This is a genomic window from Microbacterium sp. C448 (genome assembly GCF_000582705.2).
GTDB lineage: Bacteria > Actinomycetota > Actinomycetes > Actinomycetales > Microbacteriaceae > Microbacterium > Microbacterium lacus_A.
Window position 1 is genome coordinate 19,397 of sequence record NZ_HG779587.1, and the last position, 17,818, is coordinate 37,214.

16 protein-coding genes are annotated in these 17,818 nt (G+C 68.0%); 4 read left to right on the plus strand and 12 right to left on the minus strand.

Annotated elements, in window-relative coordinates; genetic code table 11:
* Positions 1-5 precede the first annotated feature (5 nt).
* Positions 6-479, plus strand: coding sequence for a thioesterase family protein (locus MIC448_RS00595; RefSeq protein ID WP_036294476.1), 474 nt, complete (start codon positions 6-8; stop codon positions 477-479).
* A 64-nt stretch (positions 480-543) separates the two neighbouring features.
* On the opposite strand, the gene MIC448_RS00600 is transcribed toward MIC448_RS00595, so the two are convergent.
* Positions 544-1,443 (minus strand): acyl-CoA thioesterase II, encoded by a 900-nt coding sequence (locus MIC448_RS00600; protein ID WP_051512841.1) that lies wholly within the window; start codon positions 1,441-1,443, stop codon positions 544-546.
* Positions 1,444-1,494: 51 nt separating this feature from the next.
* On the opposite strand from MIC448_RS00600, the gene MIC448_RS00605 reads away from it, so the two are divergent.
* Entirely contained in the window at positions 1,495-2,136 is a 642-nt protein-coding gene (locus MIC448_RS00605) for a hypothetical protein (RefSeq protein ID WP_036294435.1), read from the plus strand.
* A gap of 13 nt (positions 2,137-2,149) precedes the next feature.
* On the opposite strand, the gene MIC448_RS00610 is transcribed toward MIC448_RS00605, so the two are convergent.
* The 10 genes from MIC448_RS00610 to MIC448_RS00655 form a co-directional block, all read right to left on the minus strand.
* Positions 2,150-3,814: an FAD-binding dehydrogenase gene (locus MIC448_RS00610; RefSeq protein ID WP_036294438.1), complete on the minus strand. Its 1,665-nt coding sequence runs from the start codon at positions 3,812-3,814 to the stop codon at positions 2,150-2,152.
* Positions 3,815-3,860: 46 nt separating this feature from the next.
* A complete protein-coding gene (locus MIC448_RS00615) occupies positions 3,861-4,376 on the minus strand; it encodes a globin (protein ID WP_051512843.1) in 516 nt (171 codons plus the stop codon).
* Positions 4,373-5,530, minus strand: coding sequence for a mechanosensitive ion channel family protein (locus MIC448_RS00620; protein ID WP_051512844.1), 1,158 nt, complete (start codon positions 5,528-5,530; stop codon positions 4,373-4,375). The genes MIC448_RS00615 and MIC448_RS00620 overlap by 4 nt, the downstream gene beginning before the upstream one ends.
* A gap of 23 nt (positions 5,531-5,553) precedes the next feature.
* Positions 5,554-6,231: a response regulator transcription factor gene (locus MIC448_RS00625; protein WP_036294441.1), complete on the minus strand. Its 678-nt coding sequence runs from the start codon at positions 6,229-6,231 to the stop codon at positions 5,554-5,556.
* A complete protein-coding gene (locus MIC448_RS00630) occupies positions 6,224-7,480 on the minus strand; it encodes a sensor histidine kinase (protein ID WP_081766088.1) in 1,257 nt (418 codons plus the stop codon). The genes MIC448_RS00625 and MIC448_RS00630 overlap by 8 nt, the downstream gene beginning before the upstream one ends.
* Positions 7,481-7,489: 9 nt before the next feature.
* Positions 7,490-8,353, minus strand: coding sequence for an ABC transporter permease (locus tag MIC448_RS00635; protein WP_036294444.1), 864 nt, complete (start codon positions 8,351-8,353; stop codon positions 7,490-7,492).
* On the minus strand, positions 8,350-9,261 hold the full coding sequence (locus MIC448_RS00640) for an ATP-binding cassette domain-containing protein (protein WP_036294487.1): 912 nt from the start codon (positions 9,259-9,261) through the stop codon (positions 8,350-8,352). Before MIC448_RS00640 ends, MIC448_RS00635 begins: the two co-directional genes overlap by 4 nt.
* A gap of 103 nt (positions 9,262-9,364) precedes the next feature.
* The gene (gene pepN / locus MIC448_RS00645) at positions 9,365-11,950 is read right to left on the minus strand and encodes an aminopeptidase N (protein ID WP_036294447.1); all 2,586 of its coding nucleotides are present in this window, start codon (positions 11,948-11,950) and stop codon (positions 9,365-9,367) included.
* 166 nt (positions 11,951-12,116) lie between these two features.
* Positions 12,117-13,757, minus strand: coding sequence for a SulP family inorganic anion transporter (locus MIC448_RS00650; protein WP_036294449.1), 1,641 nt, complete (start codon positions 13,755-13,757; stop codon positions 12,117-12,119).
* The gene (locus MIC448_RS00655) at positions 13,754-14,119 is read right to left on the minus strand and encodes a helix-turn-helix transcriptional regulator (RefSeq protein WP_036294452.1); all 366 of its coding nucleotides are present in this window, start codon (positions 14,117-14,119) and stop codon (positions 13,754-13,756) included. Before MIC448_RS00655 ends, MIC448_RS00650 begins: the two co-directional genes overlap by 4 nt.
* 101 nt (positions 14,120-14,220) lie before the next feature.
* Here MIC448_RS00655 and MIC448_RS00660 point away from each other — a divergent pair, with 101 nt between their 5' ends.
* Complete coding sequence (locus MIC448_RS00660; protein WP_036294455.1) at positions 14,221-15,030, plus strand: RNA methyltransferase; 810 nt, start codon at positions 14,221-14,223, stop codon at positions 15,028-15,030.
* A 23-nt stretch (positions 15,031-15,053) separates the two neighbouring features.
* Here MIC448_RS00660 and MIC448_RS00665 read toward each other — a convergent pair whose 3' ends face one another.
* Positions 15,054-15,920, minus strand: a complete 867-nt coding sequence (locus MIC448_RS00665) for an SGNH/GDSL hydrolase family protein (RefSeq protein ID WP_036294458.1) — start codon at positions 15,918-15,920, stop codon at positions 15,054-15,056.
* A 160-nt stretch (positions 15,921-16,080) separates the two neighbouring features.
* Here MIC448_RS00665 and MIC448_RS00670 point away from each other — a divergent pair.
* A partial coding sequence (locus MIC448_RS00670) for a DEAD/DEAH box helicase (protein ID WP_036294490.1) occupies positions 16,081-17,818 on the plus strand: 1,738 nt, incomplete at its 3' end.

Below are 17,818 nucleotides of genomic sequence, written 5' to 3' on the forward strand. Positions count from 1 at the left end.
TCCCGATGCCGCTTCGTTGGGGCGACCTCGACGCGTTCAACCACGTCAACAACACGTCGATGCTCAAGCTGCTCGAAGAGGCACGCATCCGCGCCTTCTGGCGGTCGACGGGCGAAGACGGTGAGAATGCGCCATCCACCGCGGTCCTCGACTCCGGGCTCGAGCACGGCGTGCTCTCGCTGATCGCACGGCAAGAGATCGAGTACCTTCGCCCCGTTCCGTATCAGCGGCGACCGTTGGACGTGCAGATCTGGTTCGGCCGGATCGGTGGCTCGAGCATCGAGATCTGCTACGAGGTCTACAGTCCGCTCGGGCCCGGTTCCGGCGACCACGAGAAGCAGGAGCTGTATGCACGCTCCTCGGCGGTGCTGGTCATGGTGGATGCCGAAAGTGGGCGCCCGCGACGTCTCACCGACGAGCAGCGCGCTGCCTGGACGCCGCATCTCGGCGAACCGATCGTCTACGCGCGCCGCGGTTGATCCTGTTCGCTGAGCTTGTCGAAGCGACCCGTCAGTACGCGTCGCTGAGCCTGTCGAAACGGTCCTAGGACGCGTCGGGAACCCGGATGACGATCTCCTGCGCCGACGTGGCCACGAGCAACCCGTCGCGCGTGTAGATGCGGCCGGTCGCAAGACCTCGGCCGCTGCTCGCGCTCGGCGACTCCTGCACGTACAGCAGCCACTCATCGACGCGGGCGTGCCGATGCCACCACAGCGCGGCATCCAGACTCGCGACCTTGATGCCGGGACGGGTCCATGCGATGCCGTGAGCCCGCATCACCGACTCCTGGATCGTGTGGTCGGAGATGTATGCGAGCGCTGCGCGATGTAGCGCCGGGTCATCCGGCAATCGTCGCCTGGTCCGCACCCATGCCGCGTTCTCGGGGCGAGCATCGGCGTCGGGGTGAAGGTAGATCGCGGGCAGAACATGCCGCACCTCGACGGGGCGGTCCGTCAAGAGACGCTTGGACATCGGATGCGCCTGATCGGCGCCCGGGGGCAGCTCCGACAGCGACTCGGGGTCGGGGATTCCCTGCGGCATCGGCGTTGCGTGTTCTAGCCCCGCGCCCGCCGTCTGGAAAGACGCGATCATCGAGAAGATCGGTTCGCCCTCTTGGAAGGCTTGGATGCGGCGGGCCGAGAACGAGCGTGCATCGTTGATGCGGTCGACCGAGAACGTGATGGGCTTCATCGAATCGCCGGGCCGCAGAAAGTAGCCGTGCAGGGAGTGCGCGAGACGTTCTTCGGGCACCGTGCGCTGTGCCGCTATGACGGCCTGACCCAGCACCTGCCCGCCGAACACGCGTCCGCCGGGCATCGGTTCGGATTGCCCGACGAAGATGTCCTCGGTCGTCCGCGCCTCGCCACCCTGGAGCGACAGCACGGTCAGAAAGCGATCCACTGGGTCGTCCGAGCGGAGGGTGGGAACGGCTGAATCAGTCACGAATATCCTCCCGCGGCATGGGTGCTCCGCCGCCTTGATAGCTTAGAGGGGATGCCGCAGACCCTCAGATTCCCCGATTCCGAGGCGCGCGACGACTTCCTGACCTTCACGTCCCGTGCCTCTCGCTTGAGCGACCCCGAGGTGCGGCTCGAAGCCTCCCGCGGCACACTCGCCACCTGGGCGCCGATCCTGGTGCCTCGCGGTCTGCTGGACCGCACGCCGACGATCCTTGCCCTGCGCGCGCTGCCCGTCGATCCCGAACTCGTCTGCGATCTTGTTGTCACGGCATCGAGTGTCGTGGCATCCACGAGCGACACGACCGCAGCCGAGCTGCCCGCGACCGCCCTGCGCGCGACCTGGGCGGGTGTCTCCGCCCCGCGCGGTGGGTGGACGCCGGTTACAACGATCGACAGCGCGGATGTTGCAGCGCGGGCGCACGAGGGAATGGCGCGGGTCGCCGAGGTCGTTCCGGCCGATGCTGGCGCCGAAGCGGTCCAGCGCGTGCGTTCGGCCGTCTGGAGCGAGCCCGTCGAGGCCTGGTCGGGTCTCTCCCTCGGCGCAGGTTTCGCCGCCGTGGCGCTGGGCTTCATCGTCGGATCCGAACAGGTGCACCTGCTGAAGTCGGGCGCGTGGGCTCGGCTCAGCTTCGCCCGCGGCCATGTTTTGGTACGCGGCGCGACGATCACCGTCTGACTCCGGCGCCGATTCAGACGGAGGCCGCAGCCGCCCGACCCGCCGCACGTCCCGAGAACAGGCATCCGCCGAGGAAGGTTCCCTCGAGTGCGCGGTAGCCGTGGACTCCGCCACCGCCGAAGCCGCTTGCCTCTCCCGCGGCGAATAGCCCGGGAACAGGTCTGCCGCCCATGCCCAGCGCGCGCGACTGCAAGTCGGTCTCGATCCCGCCGAGTGATTTACGCGTCACGACGTGCAGCTTGACCGCGATCAGGGGTCCCGCCGATGGGTCGAGGATGCGGTGGGGTGAGGCAGTGCGAATCAACCGGTCGCCGCGATAGGCGCGTGCCGACCGCAGCATCGCGATCTGCGCATCCTTCGTGAAGTCGTTGTCGATCTCGCGGTCGCGCGCCTCGACTTCGGCCCGCGCGTGCTCGATGTCGAGGGCGTCGCCGCCCGGCAGTGCAGCCATCCCGGTGAGCAGGCGGTCCAGTGTGTCTGCAATGACGAAGTCGGCGCCGCGGTCCATGAAGGCCTGCACGGGGTCGGTCGGGCCTTTCGCCAGCCGTGAGCGCACGAGGAGCCCCAGGTCTTTGCCGGTCAGGTCGGGGTTCTGCTCGCTCCCTGAGAGAGCGAACTCCTTCTCGATGATGCGGCGTGAGAGCACGAACCAGGAGTGATCGTGCCCGGTCGTGCGCAGGTGCGCGAGAGTGCCGAGGGTGTCGAAGCCGGGGAACAGCGGCACGGGAAGGCGCTTGCCGGTTGCATCGAGCCACACCGACGACGGTCCTGGGAGGATCCGGATGCCGTGATTCGGCCAGACGGGATCGTGGTTCTGGATCCCCTCGACGTAGTGCCACATCCGGTCGCCGTTGATCTGGTGTGCCCCCGCGCGTTCGGCCACATCGAGCATTGCGCCGTCGACGTAGGACGGGACTCCGGAGAGCATGTGTTCCGGGGGAGTCCCGAGGCGCTCGGGCCACCGACTCCGCACGAGCGCGTGGTTGCCGCCGATCCCGCCGGAGGCGACGACAGTCGCGCCCGCCGTGATGGTGAACGATCCGACCACCTCTCGGGATGTCGCCTCGCCGCGCGGCGCTCCGGACGGGGCGAGTGCCTCGCCCACCGCGCCGACGATGCCGCCGTCGTGCGTAACCAGGTCAGTGACCCTGTGTCGCGCGAGCACCGTCGCGCGTCCCTCCGCCTCGCCACGTTCGACCCGGGCCTGGAACGCCGCCACGATGGCGGGGCCGGTGCCCCAGGCGATGTGGAAGCGCGGGACTGAATTGCCGGGACCCATCGCCGTGTACCCGCCGCGCTCCGCCCAGCCGACGACAGGAAAGAGGCCGATGCCCAGTTGGCGTAGCCAGGCACGCTTCTCGCCCGACGCGAACTCGACGTAGGCCTCGGCCCAACGCCTGGGCCAGGCATCCTCTTCGCGATCGAACCCGGCGGTTCCGAACCAGTCCTGCCGCGCCAGGGCGAGTGAGTCCGTGATGCCCATGCGCCGCTGCTCGGGGGAGTCGGCCAAGAAGAGCCCGCCGAACGACCACCATGCCTGCCCGCCGAGGTTGCTGCGCGGCTCTTGATCGACGATCGTGACCGTCTTGCCCGCGTCCAGTGCGTGCGCTGCCGCGACGAGTCCGGCGAGACCCCAGCCGATCACCAGGACGTCGGTGGTGTGGGTTGTCTCGGCCATGGCGACTCCTGTGTCGATGGACCCGCGCGTGGCGGCGGGGGCGTGCTCAGCTTTCGGGCGGTGGCGATTCGTGAGTGGCTGCCTTCGGAACGGGCGGATGGTGCGGGCCCGCCACGCTCGCGGTGAATGCCGTCCGTCCACCGCTCGGCGGACCGATCGGTGACGCCTCGAATGTGTTGACCATAGCCATCGCGGCGCGCTCGAGGTAGTCCCACAGCGTCGCCTCGTGGAGCGGCGGCAGGTCGAGTTCGTCGAGCGAGGCCCGCATGTGCCTCAGCCAGCGGTCGCGGGCGTCGGGATTCACGTGGAAGGGGTTGTGGCGGGCGCGCAGGCGCGGATGCCCGCGACGCTCGCTGTACGTCGTCGGGCCACCCCAGTACTGCTCGAGAAATAGGGTCAGTCGCTCGGCCGCAGGGCCGAGGTCTTCTTCCGGGTACATCGGCTTCAGGACCTCGTCGGTCGCGACGCCTCGGTAGAACCCGTCGACGAGGCGGACGAACGTTTCGTGCCCGCCGACCTCGTCGTAGAAGCTCAGGGGCGACGCATCCGTGTCGTCCGTCATGTCGTGCCGCCTGTCTTCGGGGTCGTGTCGTCGTCTGGGGGAGTGCTGTCGCCAGCGGTGTTGTCTCCCGCCGAACCCTCGGGTGTCGTGTCCGCCGGGGGTGCCGTCTTGCGCGTGCGTTTCGGCTTCCACACCGGGCGCTCCGGTATCGGCGCTGCTTCGGTTGTGACCGGCGTCGGGCGGGTCTTCGGGGGGTTCGCGCCGCGCACGCGCTGCGCACCCTCGAGTCCCGTCAGCACGATCGAGTTGAGCTGGGGGAGCGTGAGACCGAGGGCATCGATCGCGTGCTTGAGACGCATCCGCAGCTCACGCGCGACATCGTCTTTCGCGTTGGCTCGCGTTTTCATGACCAGACGAATGACGAGGGCGTCACCCGAGACAGACTCGAGACCCCATACCTCGGGCTTCTCGATGATGCGGGTGCGCCACTTCGGCTCCTTCGCGAGATCCTTGGCGGCCTCGAGCATGGCCGACTCGACCTCGTTGATGTCGGCGTCGACGGGCACGGCTAGGTCGATGATCACGCGGGACCACCCCTGCGACATGTTGCCGATGCGCGTGATCTCGCCGTTGCGGACGTACCAGAGCGTGCCGTTGACATCGCGGACGTGGGTGATCCTGACGCTGACGTACTCGACGATGCCGGTCGCGAGACCGAGGTCCACGACGTCGCCGATCCCGATTTGATCCTCCGCGACGATGAAGATGCCGTTCAGGACGTCCTTGACGATGTTCTGCGCACCGAAGCCGAGACCTGCACCGATCGCCGCCGTGAGGAGCGCGATGGACCCCAGAACGCCGGGGGCGAGCAGGTTGATGATCAGGACGATCGCGACGATCCCGATCGCGACATTGACGATGTTTTGGAGGATCGAACCGAGCGTCCGAGTGCGCTGCACGAGTCGAACCGCCGCGAGCGGTGAGCGCTCGAGAGCCTGCGTGTCGTCGACGTTCGCCTTGCTTTTCGCGCCGTTCACGACGCGCGCTACTACGCGACGGATGACCAGGCGCAGTACCCAGCTGAGGACAAGCGCGCCAACGATGATTCCCGCAACGCCGAGGAGCAGAAGGCCGGCGTCGCGGAGGAAGCTCAGCACATCCGCCCCAAACTGAGCCCAAGGGCCCAGAGGGGTGTCTTCGACGGAGGTGAACATCCTCCCGATTCTACCGACGGCGGCTATGCAGACCGCGTGACACCCAACCGGTGAGCGAGGATCACGGCCTGTACCCGATCGCGCGCGCCCATCTTGGCCAATACCCGCCCGACGTGGGTCTTGACGGTCGATTCACTCACGAACAGCGCGGTGGCGATTTCTGTATTCGTGAGCCCCTGGCCGATCGCGGCGAACACGTCGCGTTCGCGCTCGGTGAGTGTGGCGAGTGCGGCGACATCCGCGCCACCACCGGAGGCAGTGGGCAGATGTCCGCCGAACAGTTCCAGCATCCGTCGGGTCACGCGTGGCGACAATGTCGCGTCGCCCGAATGCACGGCCCGGATGGCTGCCGTCAGCTCGCTGGCCTGCACGTCCTTCAAGAGAAAGCCGCTCGCGCCCGCGGCGAGCGCGCCGAACGCGTACTCGTCGAGATCGAAGGTCGTGAGGACGATGATTCTCGAGTCGGGATGCTGCTGCACGATCTGCTCTGTCGCGGCGATGCCGTCGAGCCGAGGCATCCGTACGTCCATCAGGACAACATCGGGGGTGAGCTCGCGCACCGCCTCGATCGCCTCGGCACCGTTCGCGGCCTCGCCGACCACGACGAACTCCGGCGAGGCCTCGAGCACCATGCGAAAGCCCATCCGAATGAGCTGTTGGTCGTCGACGAGCAGAATGCGGATGGGCGTGCGTTCACTCATGCGGTGGCTCCAGGGGGATGCGGGCGCGGAGTCGCCAATGGTCGGGTGAGATCATGCCAGCCTCGAGGTTGCCGCCGAGATGGGCGAGGCGCTCGCGCAGCCCCAACAGACCGAGACCGCCGCCGCCCGACGGTTCGTCGGGCCGCGAACCGTCGTTGTCGACGGTCAGGGTCAGCTCGTTCTGCGCGTGGACAACCTCGACGCGGATGAAGCGCGGGTCGTGCGCGTAGCGCATGGCATTGGTCAGTCCCTCTTGCACGATGCGTCGAATGGCTTGACGGACCACGGGTGGGCAGTCGGCGACTCCGGTCAGCGAGAGGCTGACGGGGAACCCCGCGTTTCGCGCTGCGTCGACCAGGTCCTCGAGTGAGCCGTCTTCGATCGGTGCGAGCGGAGCATCAGCCGGGCGATCATCGCGCAGCACTCCCAGCATCATCCTCATCTCGGCGAGCGCGTCCCGTGCCGTGGCGGCGACGGCGCGCGATGCCTCGCGTGAACGCTCAGGGTCGGATGTGACGCTCGCCCCCTCGGACAGGGCGACGATGACGGTGAGGGAGTGGGAGACCACGTCGTGCATCTCGCGTGCGATGCGGGTCCGCTCCGCCGCGGCGGCCAGCTGCGCCTGCTGATCCCGCTCGACGAGGAGTTGTCGCGAGCGGTCGATCAGGGCCTCGAGGTACCGCTTACGATTCCCGACGTTGGTGCCGACCAGTGTGCCGAGCAACAGGGTCACGCCGAAGCTAATGGCGATATTGAGCAGCAGGGTGAAGTCGGTGAACCCCATCAGGGAACGCAGGAGCATGTTCAGCCCGAATGCTGCTGTCGCGCTGCCGAGCGCGATCCAGGCGGCGCGCGAGCTGCGGTAGACCGCTACCGAGTAGATCGCCACGACCGCCGCAGGGCTATTGATCGTATTGATCTCGTCCGGACTGAGCAGAAGCACAGGCGCGAGCGTCACGATCAGCACGGCAAGTGGCCACCGCCTACGCCATACCAGCACAACGCAGCCGAATACCGCGAGAGCGATGAGAAACGCCAGAAGGAGGCCCGTCGGCGGGGCCTCACGATCGGAGCGGACCGCGAGCGTGGGCAGCGAGAGAACGAACGCGAAGACCGCGATCAGGATGTCGGCGAAGAGCGGATGCCTCGCCCAGAAGCGCCGGAAGACACCGGGTGGTCGCGGCAGACGCAACTCGTCCTCGGCCGGGCGGGTGCCCGGGCCGAGGACGAGTTCGCGTGCTGCGGACATCGATCGACTCTACGCGTCGCGCGTCTTCAGAACCGCGATCCCGCCGACGAGCGCCGCCGCTGCCCACACAACGATCGTGACGATCGCCGGGATGGTGTCGAGCGCGTTGCCGGACATCCCGCCGCCGAGGAACAGCGACTGCCCGGCGTTCGAGGGCAGGTAGCTGGCCAGGTCGTGAATCCACGCGAATCCGTCGACACGGGGGAAGAAGCTGACCAGGAGAGGCGCGACGAACACCAGCCCGATGCCGATGGCCAGGGCGCCCGGCCCGTTGCGGATGATGAACCCGATGCCGACCCCCATCATCGCCATGAGCGCGAGGAACAGTGCCGCGCCGAGGAGCGGCATGAGTGCCGTCTCGGGTTCGCTGAGATCGAGCGCATTGGTCGTGAGGATCGGTGCGGTCACGATCGCGATGATCGCGAACACCACGATGCTCGTGACGAACATCGTCACCCCGACAACGAGCGCCTTGGCGAGAACCGCGCCGCTGCGCCCAGGTGCCGCGGTGAGGGTCGAGCGAATCATCCCGGTCGAGTATTCGCCCGTGACCGTGATGGAGCCGAGGATGACGGCCAGCAACTGGGTCAACACCGTGCTGAAGACGATGACCTGCACGGCGACGGCGTTGCCCTGGGGCATCCCCGCCTCCGCATTGTCGAGGGCGAAGCTCGCGTACGACGCGGCCATCAGCAGGCTGAGACCGACGGAGAGGATGAGCACAAGGGCGATGGACCACCACGTGGAGCGGATCGTCGTGAACTTCAGCCATTCGGAACGCACGAGACGCACGAAGGAGAGATGGATGCGGGGGTCGGCCGCCGCGGGGGTGGTTGTTTGCGCGGCGGGTGCTGTCGCGTTCAGGGTGCTCATGCGATGTCCTTCGTCTTGTACTCGACGTCTTCGCCGGTCAGGCGCAGGTAAGCGTCTTCCAGGGTTCCCGAGGCCGGGGTGAGTTCGTGGAGCGCGAATCCGCGCGATGCGGCGAGGTCGCCGACGGTGGCCGCCGTGACGCCGACGATGTCGAGCAGGCCGGGCTCGGACGTCGTGATGGTGATGCCGTCCGCGGCGAGTGCCTCGGCGAGAGAGGAGGCGTGCGGGCTCCTCACCCGCACGGAATGCTGGGTCCACTGCGAGACGAGGTCGGTGACGGGCGCGTCCGCGAGCACCTTGCCGCGGCCGAGCACGATGATGTGGTCGGCCGTCACGGCCATCTCACTCATCAGGTGGCTGGAGAGCAGCACGGTGCGGCCCTCGGATGCGGCGTGGCGGACGAACCGGCGGACCCACATGACGCCCTCGGGGTCGAGGCCGTTGACCGGCTCGTCGAGGATCAGGGTGTGCGGGTTGCCCAGTAGCGCGGCGGCGATCCCGAGTCGCTGACCCATGCCGAGCGAGAAGCCACCGGCACGCTTCTTGGCAACCGAGGTAAGTCCGGTGATCTCGATCACTTCGTCGACACGCGAGCGGGGGATGCCGTGGGTGGCGGCCATCGCGCGCAGGTGGTTCTTGGCGCTACGACCCGTGTGAACGGCCTTCGCATCGAGGAGTACGCCCACCTCGGTGAGCGGCGAACGCATGCCCGTGTACGCGCGGCCGTTCACGGTGACGCGGCCCTTCGAGGGACGGTCGAGTCCCACGATCATGCGCATCGTGGTGGATTTGCCGGCGCCGTTCGGGCCGAGGAATCCGGTGACTTTCCCGGGTTGGACGGTGAAGCTGACATCCGAGACCGCGTGCTTGGCCCCGAAGTCTTTGCTGAGATTCTCTGCAACGATCATGTGCTTCACGCTACGGAAGAACCCTCCGTCGGCGCGTCCGCCTCCGGAGGGTTCTTCTGTGCTGCCGCGTGGTACCGCGGTACCGCGCCATCGGTCCCGCGGGTCAGACCGCGTCGCGCTCCTGCACCGCGATCGCCCGCTCGACACCCGCGAGGTTCTCCTTGACGAGACGACGGAGCGCCGCCGGGGCATCCGCGTTCGCGTCGAGCCAGGCGAGCGTGGCGTCCCGCAGCGCAGCATTCGCGAGAGGAGCCGGGTAGAGGCCCGTGATCAGGTACTGCGCGATCTGGTAGCTGCGCTCCTTCCAGATCGGCAGAAGCATCGCGAAGTACGGCGTGACGAACTCTTCGAGCAGTTCGACACCGGCCGGATGCGTGAACCCGAGCGCCGTCGAACGCACGATCGTATTCGGCTGGTCGGAGCGCTCGACGAGCGAATCCCAGGCGGCGAGCTTCGCTTCGACGTTCGGCAGGGCGGCCTTCGCCTGAGCGGCGAGCTCGCCACCCTTGGACGTGTTGTCCTGCGCCAGCGCGTCTTCGATGTGCGCGGCGGTCGCGAAGCCACCCGCTGCGAGCGAGATCAGCAGCTGCCACGACAGGTCGGTGTCGATCTCGAGTCCCTCGAGCACGGTCTCGCCGTCACGCAGGCGACGGACCTGCTCCCACTGCGTCGCACTGGAGGCTGCTGTGGCGAACGCGGTGACGAACTGCAGCTGGCTGTCGCTACCCGGCTCTGCCTGACCGGCGAGTGCCCAGAGGCCATCCGCCACACGCTCTCGGGTCGCCGTCCGCTTTTCGGGCGCGACGTACGAGTTCGCGGCGAGCTGCAACTGGGCCAGAGTCGTGCGCACCGTCGTCGATTCGGTCTCGGAGCCGATGTTCAGCAGCACCAGATCGACATAGTCGGTCGCGGAGGCCTCGGCATCCCGCGTCTGATCCCACGCGGCGCCCCACACGAGTGAGCGGGCGAGGGGGTCGGAGATGTCGCGCAGGTGCGCGATCGCGGTGGCGAGCGAGCGCTCGTCGAGACGGATCTTGGCGTATGCGAGGTCTTCGTCGTTGAGCAGCACGAGGTCCGGGCGCGCCACTCCGGCGAGTTCGGGAACCTCCGTCAGCTCGCCGTCCACGTCGAGCTCGACCTTATGCACGCGGGTGAGCGTGCCGTTCTCGAGAGAGTAGAACCCGACGCCCAGGCGGTGCGGACGGATCGTCGGGTAGTCGGCGGCGGCCGTCTGCGCGATCGCGAAGCGGGTGATGGTGCCGTCCGCGTCCTCCTCGATGACCGGCGTGAGCGTGTTGACACCGGATGTCTCGAGCCACAGCTTCGCCCACGAGCCCAGCTCGCGACCGCTCGTCTTCTCGAGCTCGACGAGCAGATCGCCGACCTCCGTGTTGCCCCACTGGTGCTTGTCGAAGTACGCCGCGACACCGGCGAAGAACTTCTCGATTCCGACCCAGGCGGCGAGCTGCTTCAGCACCGACCCGCCCTTGGCGTACGTGATGCCGTCGAAGTTGACCTGAACGTCGTCGAGGTCGCGGATCTCGGCCACCACGGGGTGGGTCGAGGGCAGCTGATCCTGGCGGTAGGCCCAGGTCTTCTCCATGGCGTTGAAGGTCGTCCACGCCTCGGTCCACTCGGTGGCCTCGGCGGTGGCGATCGTCGATGCCCACTCGGCGAACGACTCATTCAGCCAGAGGTCGTTCCACCACTTCATCGTGACGAGGTCGCCGAACCACATGTGCGCGAGCTCGTGCAGGATCGTGACGACGCGGCGCTCCTTGACGGCATCCGTCACCTTGCTGCGGAACACGTACGTCTCGGTGAACGTCACGGCGCCCGCGTTCTCCATGGCGCCCGCGTTGAACTCGGGCACGAAGAGCTGGTCGTACTTGGCGAAGGGGTAGGGGAAGTTGAACTTCTCCTCGTAGTACGCAAATCCCTGGCGCGTCTTCTCGAACACATAGTCGGCGTCGAGGTGTTGCCAGAGACTCTTGCGGGCGTAGACGCCGAGGGGGATGACGCGGCCCGAGGCGCTCGTCAGCTCCGAGAACGTCGACTCGTACGGGCCGGCGACGAGGGCGGTGATGTACGACGAGATGCGCGGGGTGGGCTCGAAGGTCCATGTCGCGGTGGCCTCACCATCCGGTCCCTGAGCCTGTCGAAGGGTCGGCTCGGGGGTGGGGGAGTTGGAGACGACGGCCCAGGCAGCGGGCGCGGTGACCGTGAACTGGAACGTGGCCTTGAGGTCGGGCTGCTCGAACACTGCATACATGCGGCGGGAGTCCGGCACCTCGAACTGCGAGTACAGGTAGACCTCGCCATCGACGGGGTCGACGAATCGGTGCAGTCCCTCGCCCGTGTTCGTGTACAGGCAGTCCGCGTCGATCACGAGCTCGTTGTCGCGCTCGAGACCGGTCAGGGCGATGCGCGAGTCGGAGTACGCCGCGGCCGGGTCGATGGAGCGGCCGTTGAGCGTGATCTCGCGGATGTCCCTCGCGATCAGGTCGATGAAGGTGTCGGCGCCTTCCGTTCCCGTGAACCGGACGACGGTGCGCGAGCCGAAGATCTCCGGCCCGCGGGTGAGGTCGAGCGTCACCTCGTACGACATCCCGGTCCCTGAGCTTGTCGAAGGGCTGACGACGGCGCGGCGCTCCTGCGCCTCGATGCGGGTGAGGTTTTCTCCAGGCACAGCGTTACTCCCGTGGGTCGTGGGCGATCGGAGCCGCACGCGCTGCTGGCGCCCGCGGCATCCGTCCAGCCTACTGACGCGCGAGGGTGCCCGTTCGTGATCGCGAAGGTGCCCGTTCCAGCCGCGAGGGTGCCCGTTCGTGATCCCGAGGGTGCCCCTTCCGGAGTTAGGGCTCCCGGACGACGTGGCTGCGGGCGTGCTCGATCGCGGCGGGCAGATCGACGAAGAGGTGGTTCTGGTGCCGGAGCGACCCCAGCACCCCGACGGTTCGGAAGAGCTCGACGTGCCCCTCTCGCACGCCCTTGATCAGCACGGTCACGCCACGGCGCTCGAGTTGTTGCACGATCTCGCCAAGCACGTGGGCGCCGGTCGCGTCGACGAGTTCGAGCTGAGACATCCGCAACACCACGACCGACACGTCGTCGAGCGACGTCACCTCGGCCAGCACCCGGTCAGCCGCGGCGAAGAAGAGCGGGCCATCGAGACGGATGATCGCTATGCGCTCGTCGCCGAGTTCCGGGTCGCCGAGGATCGGTTCGCGCTGGACCCCCGTCGCCCGAGCGAGCCCACGGAGCGCGAAGATCGCCGCGACGATCATGCCGATGACGACGGCGACAATGAGGTCGACCGAGACCGTCACGATCGCCGTCACGACGTAGGCGACCGCGTCCGCCCGTGTCGAGCGCAGGATCGAGCGGGCCGTCGCGAGGTGGACCATCCGGATGGCCGTGACCATGAGAACGCCCGACAGTGCGGCGAGCGGGATCGCGCCCACGGGGCCCGCGACCGCGACCACGACGAGCAGCAGCACAAGCGCGTGCACGATCGCGGCGAGGCGCGTGCGAGCCCCGGCGCGGACATTGACGGCCGTGCGTGCGATGGCCCCGGTAGCGGGCATCCCGCCGAACAGACCTGATCCGATCGAGGCGAGTCCCTGTCCGAAGAGTTCGCGGTCGGGGTCGTACGGACCCGTGTCGGCGAGGGATGCAGCGACCCGGGCGGACAGGAGGGACTCGATCGCTGCGAGGGCGGCGACCGTGAGTGCCGGGAGCAAGAGGCTCGAGAGGGTACCGAGGTCGAGTGCGGGCAGGATCGGCATCGGGAGCGCGGCGGGAAGGGCGCCGATCACGGCGAGTGGGTCCGACACGACGAGCGTCAGCAGCGTCACCAGGATCACGCCGACGAGGGAGCCGGGGATGGCCGGATGCAGGCGGGGGAGCAGAAGCATGCAGCCCGCGACGATACCGACGGCACCGAGCGCCCAGAGCAGGTAGCCGATATCCGCCGAGGCCAGAGCATCGAACGCAGCCAGGGCCACATTCGTGTGCGAGCCGCCGTGCGTCGCGGGTCCGGTCAGAGCGGGCACCTGCTGCAAGAAGATGATGACGGCGATTCCGAGGGTGAAGCCCTCGATGACCGGCCAGGGAATGAACGACACCGCACGGCCGAGCCGAGCGATCCCCGCGACCACGACGATGACCCCGGCCAACAGGCTCACGATCGCGACGGCGCCCATGCCATTGGCCGCCACGATGGGGGCGAGTACGACGACCATCGCGCCGGTCGGTCCCGATACCTGCACGTTCGATCCGCCGAAGACCGCCGCGATGACACCCGCGACGATCGCCGTGATCAGGCCCGCCGCGGCGCCAGCGCCCGACGATATGCCGAACCCGAGAGCCAGCGGAAGCGCGACAATGCCGACCGTGACGCCGGCCAGCACGTCGCGGCGCCAGCTCTTCGGGACCTCCCGATAGTCGGCACGTGATGGCAGTAGCGCGCGCACAGCATGCAGTGCGCGGATCATGAGGATGCGCCGAACGACGGCAGCTCGGCGACGTCGTCAGCGCGCGCACCGTCCTCGGCTACCAGCGCAGCGAGGAGTCGGCGCGCGACGCCGAGGAGTTCGGCGACCTCCGGTCGCGCGAGTCGGTAGTAGACATTGCTGCCGCGGCGCTCGGATGTGACCAGCCGGTGCCGGCGCAGCACCGACAGGTGTTGGGAGAGGTGGGATGCCTCGAGACCGGTGCTCGTCTGCAGGTAGCCCACCGTGTGTTCTTCGCCGTCTGCCAGCAGCTCGAGCATCCGGATGCGTAGGGGATGCGACAGGCCCTTGAACAGCCCCGCCTTGACTTCGTAGAGCGGACGTTGCGACTGAGGTAGTGACATGATGAATCCATCATATCGCGCGAAGGGGCACCCTCGCGGGTGGAACGGGCACCCTTGCGGGGTGGAACGGGCACCCTCGCGCGGGTGGGTAGGTTGGGCGAGTGACAACTGAGCGGGTGACGGATGCTTCGGACCCGCGCCTTGCGGACTACCGCGACCTGACCGATGTCGCCCTCAGGCGGGTGCTCGAGCCCGAGGGCGGGCTGTACATCGCCGAGTCCGCGAAGGTCCTCTCCCGCGCCCTCGTCGCCGGGCACCGCCCGCGGTCGGTCTTGACGCAAGAGAAGTGGCTCGGTGACGTCGAAGCCCTGCTCGGAGCGGACGATGCGACCCCCGTGTACGTCGTGGATGCCGAGCTCGCCGAGAGCGTGACCGGCTACGCCGTGCACCGGGGCCTGCTCGCGTCGATGCATCGGCCCGCAACTCCCTCGGTGCAAGAAATTCTTGCCGACGCCCGTCGGGTCGTCGTGCTGGAAGACCTCGTCGATCACACCAACGTCGGGGCCGTTTTTCGCGCCGCCGCGGGCATGGGGGCAGACGCCGTGCTGGTTTCGCCGCGCTGCGCCGACCCGCTGTACCGGCGCAGCATCCGGGTCAGCATGGGAACGGTCTTCCAGGTGCCGTGGACGCGCCTACCGGCCTGGCGTGAGGGCGCTGAGCTGCTGCACGAGGCCGGTTTTCACATCATGGCGCTCGCCCTGTCTGAGGATGCCGTGTCGCTCGATGACTTCGTCGAGAACCCGCCCGAGCGGGTGGCCATCGTGCTAGGTGCGGAGGGCGACGGCCTCTCACGCCACGCGATCGCCGCAGCCGACTCGACCGTGACGATTCCGATGACCGGCGGCGTCGATTCGCTGAACGTCGCCGCCGCCAGCGCGGTCACCCTGTGGGCCCTGCGCATCCGCTCGTAAACCCGGCTACCGAGTCCGACTGATCAGACGGTCTTCCCCGGCTGCGCGTTCGGATCTTGACCGGGCGCGAGGATCTCCATCGGCAGCGGTTCGGGGCGCTTAGCCGTGACGTTGTCTCCCGACGACTGGTGCCGGAGGCGCCGCAAGACCCACGGAACGAGATGTGAGCGAGCCCACACGAAGTCCCCGACGCGCGCGGTGCGCCAGGTCGTGCTCGGGAACGGGTCGGGCTGCATGGGGACGAGGTCGTTCGAGACGTTGAGCGTCCGAAGCACCATGCGAGCCACTTCGTGATGGCCGAGGGGGTTCAGATGCAGGCGATCGGCGTCGAAGAAGCGGGCGTCCTGGATCTCTTTCAGCCCCCACTGGTCGGCGACCACGCAGTCGTACCTGTCGGCGATCGCGCGCAGATTCTCGTTGTAGATCGCGATCTTTCCTCGCATGGCGCGAAAGACCGGCTGCCAGCCGACGTCTATTCCCGTGAAGATGACGATCGTCGCGCCGCTCTGCGAGAGCCGTGCAACGGCGTCCTCGAATTGGGCGGCGACCGCGTCGGGGTCGGCGCCGGGACGAATGATGTCGTTTCCCCCGGCACACAAGGTGACGAGGTCGGGCTTGAGTGCGAGGGCGGGTTCGACCTGTTCGGCGATGATCGGCGCGATCAGTCGCCCCCGCACCGCGAGGTTGGCATATGCAAAATCGGGCACCTGTGAACCCAGCACCTCGGCGACACGGTCCGCCCACCCGCGGTACCCGCCGTCGAGTCGCGGCTCGGGGTCGCCAACGCCCTCGGTGAACGAGTCGCCGATCGCGACGAATCGACGCCACGGGTGCGTCGGCTGATCCGTCGCATCCGGGGTGGGAAAGTTTTCGGGTTCGTGCGCGGGCATAGGACCTCCTCGCCTGTCGACCGTTTTCGACCATACCGCGCGGGGCCGACATCGCTGGGGCCGTCGAGCTCACGGCGCGGGGCCGGGTGTCGGCGGGTTCGTCTATCGTGGTCAGTCGTGCGTTCGGGCGAGCGGATGCCGATGCGGGAGGGGTGTGCAGGTGATCGAGGAGCAACCCGGTGCGCACGTCGGCAGCTTCGCGGCCGAGCACCTGTCGCCCTCGTATCCGCAACGCGCGCCCTGGGGTACGGCGCAGGCGCTGCGCGCGTGGCAGGCCGAGGCCCTCGACATCTACTTCGCGCTCGACGGCCCCGACGGTGTCGGAAAAGGTCCGCGCGACTTCCTCGCGGCGGCGACGCCGGGCGCAGGCAAGACGACGTTCGCCCTCCGTCTGGCGACCGAGTTGCTCCGTCGTCGGGTCATCTCTCGCATCGTCGTCGTCGCCCCGACCGAACATCTGAAGACGCAGTGGGCGGATGCTGCGGCCCGCGTCTCGCTGAGGCTCGATCCGAACTTCAGCAACCGCCACGCCATGCCGTCGCGGCAGTACCACGGGGTTGCCGTGACGTACGCGCAGGTCGCGGTCAAGGCATCCGTTCACGAACGCCTGATCATGGATGCGCGCACGCTCGTCATCCTCGATGAGGTCCACCACGGTGGCGACGCTCTGAGCTGGGGAGATGCGCTCCGCGAGGCCTACGGTCGCGCGACCCGCAGACTGCTGCTGTCGGGCACGCCCTTCCGGAGCGACACCGCTCCGATCCCGTTCGTGGAGTACGCGCCGAATGAGAAGGGCATTCGCCTCTCGCGCACCGACTACAACTACGGGTATCGCCGCGCGCTCGAAGACGGCGTGGTGCGGCCCGTCATGTTCCTCGTCTACGCCGGGAAGATGCGTTGGCGCACACGGGCGGGCGACGAGATGGAGGCGTATCTCGGCCAGGACAACACGAAAGACATCACCGCTCAGGCGTGGCGGACCGCGCTCGACCCGAACGGCGACTGGATCCCCGCCGTGTTGCGCTCCGCGGATCGACGACTGACCGAGGTGCGTGAACAGATTCCGGATGCCGGGGGACTGGTCATCGCGACCGATCAGACCGCTGCGCGCGCTTATGCCGCGATCCTGGAGTCCATCAGCGGCGAAACACCGACCGTCGTGCTGTCGGACGAGGCCGAGGCATCCGCCCGCATCGAGCAGTACGCGAACTCGACGTCGCGCTGGCTGGTGGCCGTACGCATGGTGTCGGAAGGCGTCGATGTGCCGCGCCTCGCCGTCGGGGTCTATGCGACATCCGCGTCGACGCCCCTGTTCTTCGCGCAGGCGATCGGACGTTTCGTGCGTGCGCGGCGCCGTGGCGAGACCGCGAGCATCTTCCTGCCGAACGTGCCGCAGTTGATCGCGCTGGCCGGCGAACTGGAGCGTGAGCGCGATCATGCTCTCGATCGCGACAGCGACGGCGATGACGAGTGGGCCCTCGACGAAGACGCCATGGATGCGGCCGAGCGCGAAGAATCCGCGTCTGACGCCCTCACGCAGGAGTTCACATACCAGGCGCTCGGATCCTTCGCCCACTTCGACCGCGTCATGTTCGACGGGCGAGAGTTCGGCCAGCTCGCCGTCCCCGGCACCCCCGAAGAGGAGGAGTTCCTGGGTCTTCCGGGTCTGCTCGAGCCCGAGCACGTGCACGAGTTGCTGATGCAGCGCCAGGCGCGGCAGGGCAAGCACCGGAGCGTCCGCGAGGCCGCCGAAGCGGCGTCGGGCGATGAGCGTGCCGCGGATGCACCTCCGCCTGCCCTGCACCGGACCCTGCGCGAGCAGCGCCAACTGCTGAACAGCCTGGTCGGCCTGTACGCGCGTCAGGCGGGCGAACCGCATGGACTCGTGCACGCCGAAC

Excerpts from the sequence above, each read along its gene's own strand:
- MIC448_RS00595 (WP_036294476.1), top strand. The coding sequence starts at position 6 with ATGCCGCTTCGTTGGGGCGACCTCGACGCGTTCAACCACGTCAACAAC.
- MIC448_RS00605 (WP_036294435.1), top strand. The coding sequence starts at position 1,495 with ATGCCGCAGACCCTCAGATTCCCCGATTCCGAGGCGCGCGACGACTTC.
- MIC448_RS00610 (WP_036294438.1), bottom strand. The coding sequence starts at position 3,814 with ATGGCCGAGACAACCCACACCACCGACGTCCTGGTGATCGGCTGGGGT.
- MIC448_RS00615 (WP_051512843.1), bottom strand. The coding sequence starts at position 4,376 with ATGACGGACGACACGGATGCGTCGCCCCTGAGCTTCTACGACGAGGTC.
- MIC448_RS00620 (WP_051512844.1), bottom strand. The coding sequence starts at position 5,530 with ATGTTCACCTCCGTCGAAGACACCCCTCTGGGCCCTTGGGCTCAGTTT.
- MIC448_RS00625 (WP_036294441.1), bottom strand. The coding sequence starts at position 6,231 with ATGAGTGAACGCACGCCCATCCGCATTCTGCTCGTCGACGACCAACAG.
- MIC448_RS00630 (WP_081766088.1), bottom strand. The coding sequence starts at position 7,480 with ATGTCCGCAGCACGCGAACTCGTCCTCGGCCCGGGCACCCGCCCGGCC.
- MIC448_RS00635 (WP_036294444.1), bottom strand. The coding sequence starts at position 8,353 with ATGAGCACCCTGAACGCGACAGCACCCGCCGCGCAAACAACCACCCCC.
- MIC448_RS00640 (WP_036294487.1), bottom strand. The coding sequence starts at position 9,261 with ATGATCGTTGCAGAGAATCTCAGCAAAGACTTCGGGGCCAAGCACGCG.
- MIC448_RS00650 (WP_036294449.1), bottom strand. The coding sequence starts at position 13,757 with ATGATCCGCGCACTGCATGCTGTGCGCGCGCTACTGCCATCACGTGCC.
- MIC448_RS00655 (WP_036294452.1), bottom strand. The coding sequence starts at position 14,119 with ATGTCACTACCTCAGTCGCAACGTCCGCTCTACGAAGTCAAGGCGGGG.
- MIC448_RS00665 (WP_036294458.1), bottom strand. The coding sequence starts at position 15,920 with ATGCCCGCGCACGAACCCGAAAACTTTCCCACCCCGGATGCGACGGAT.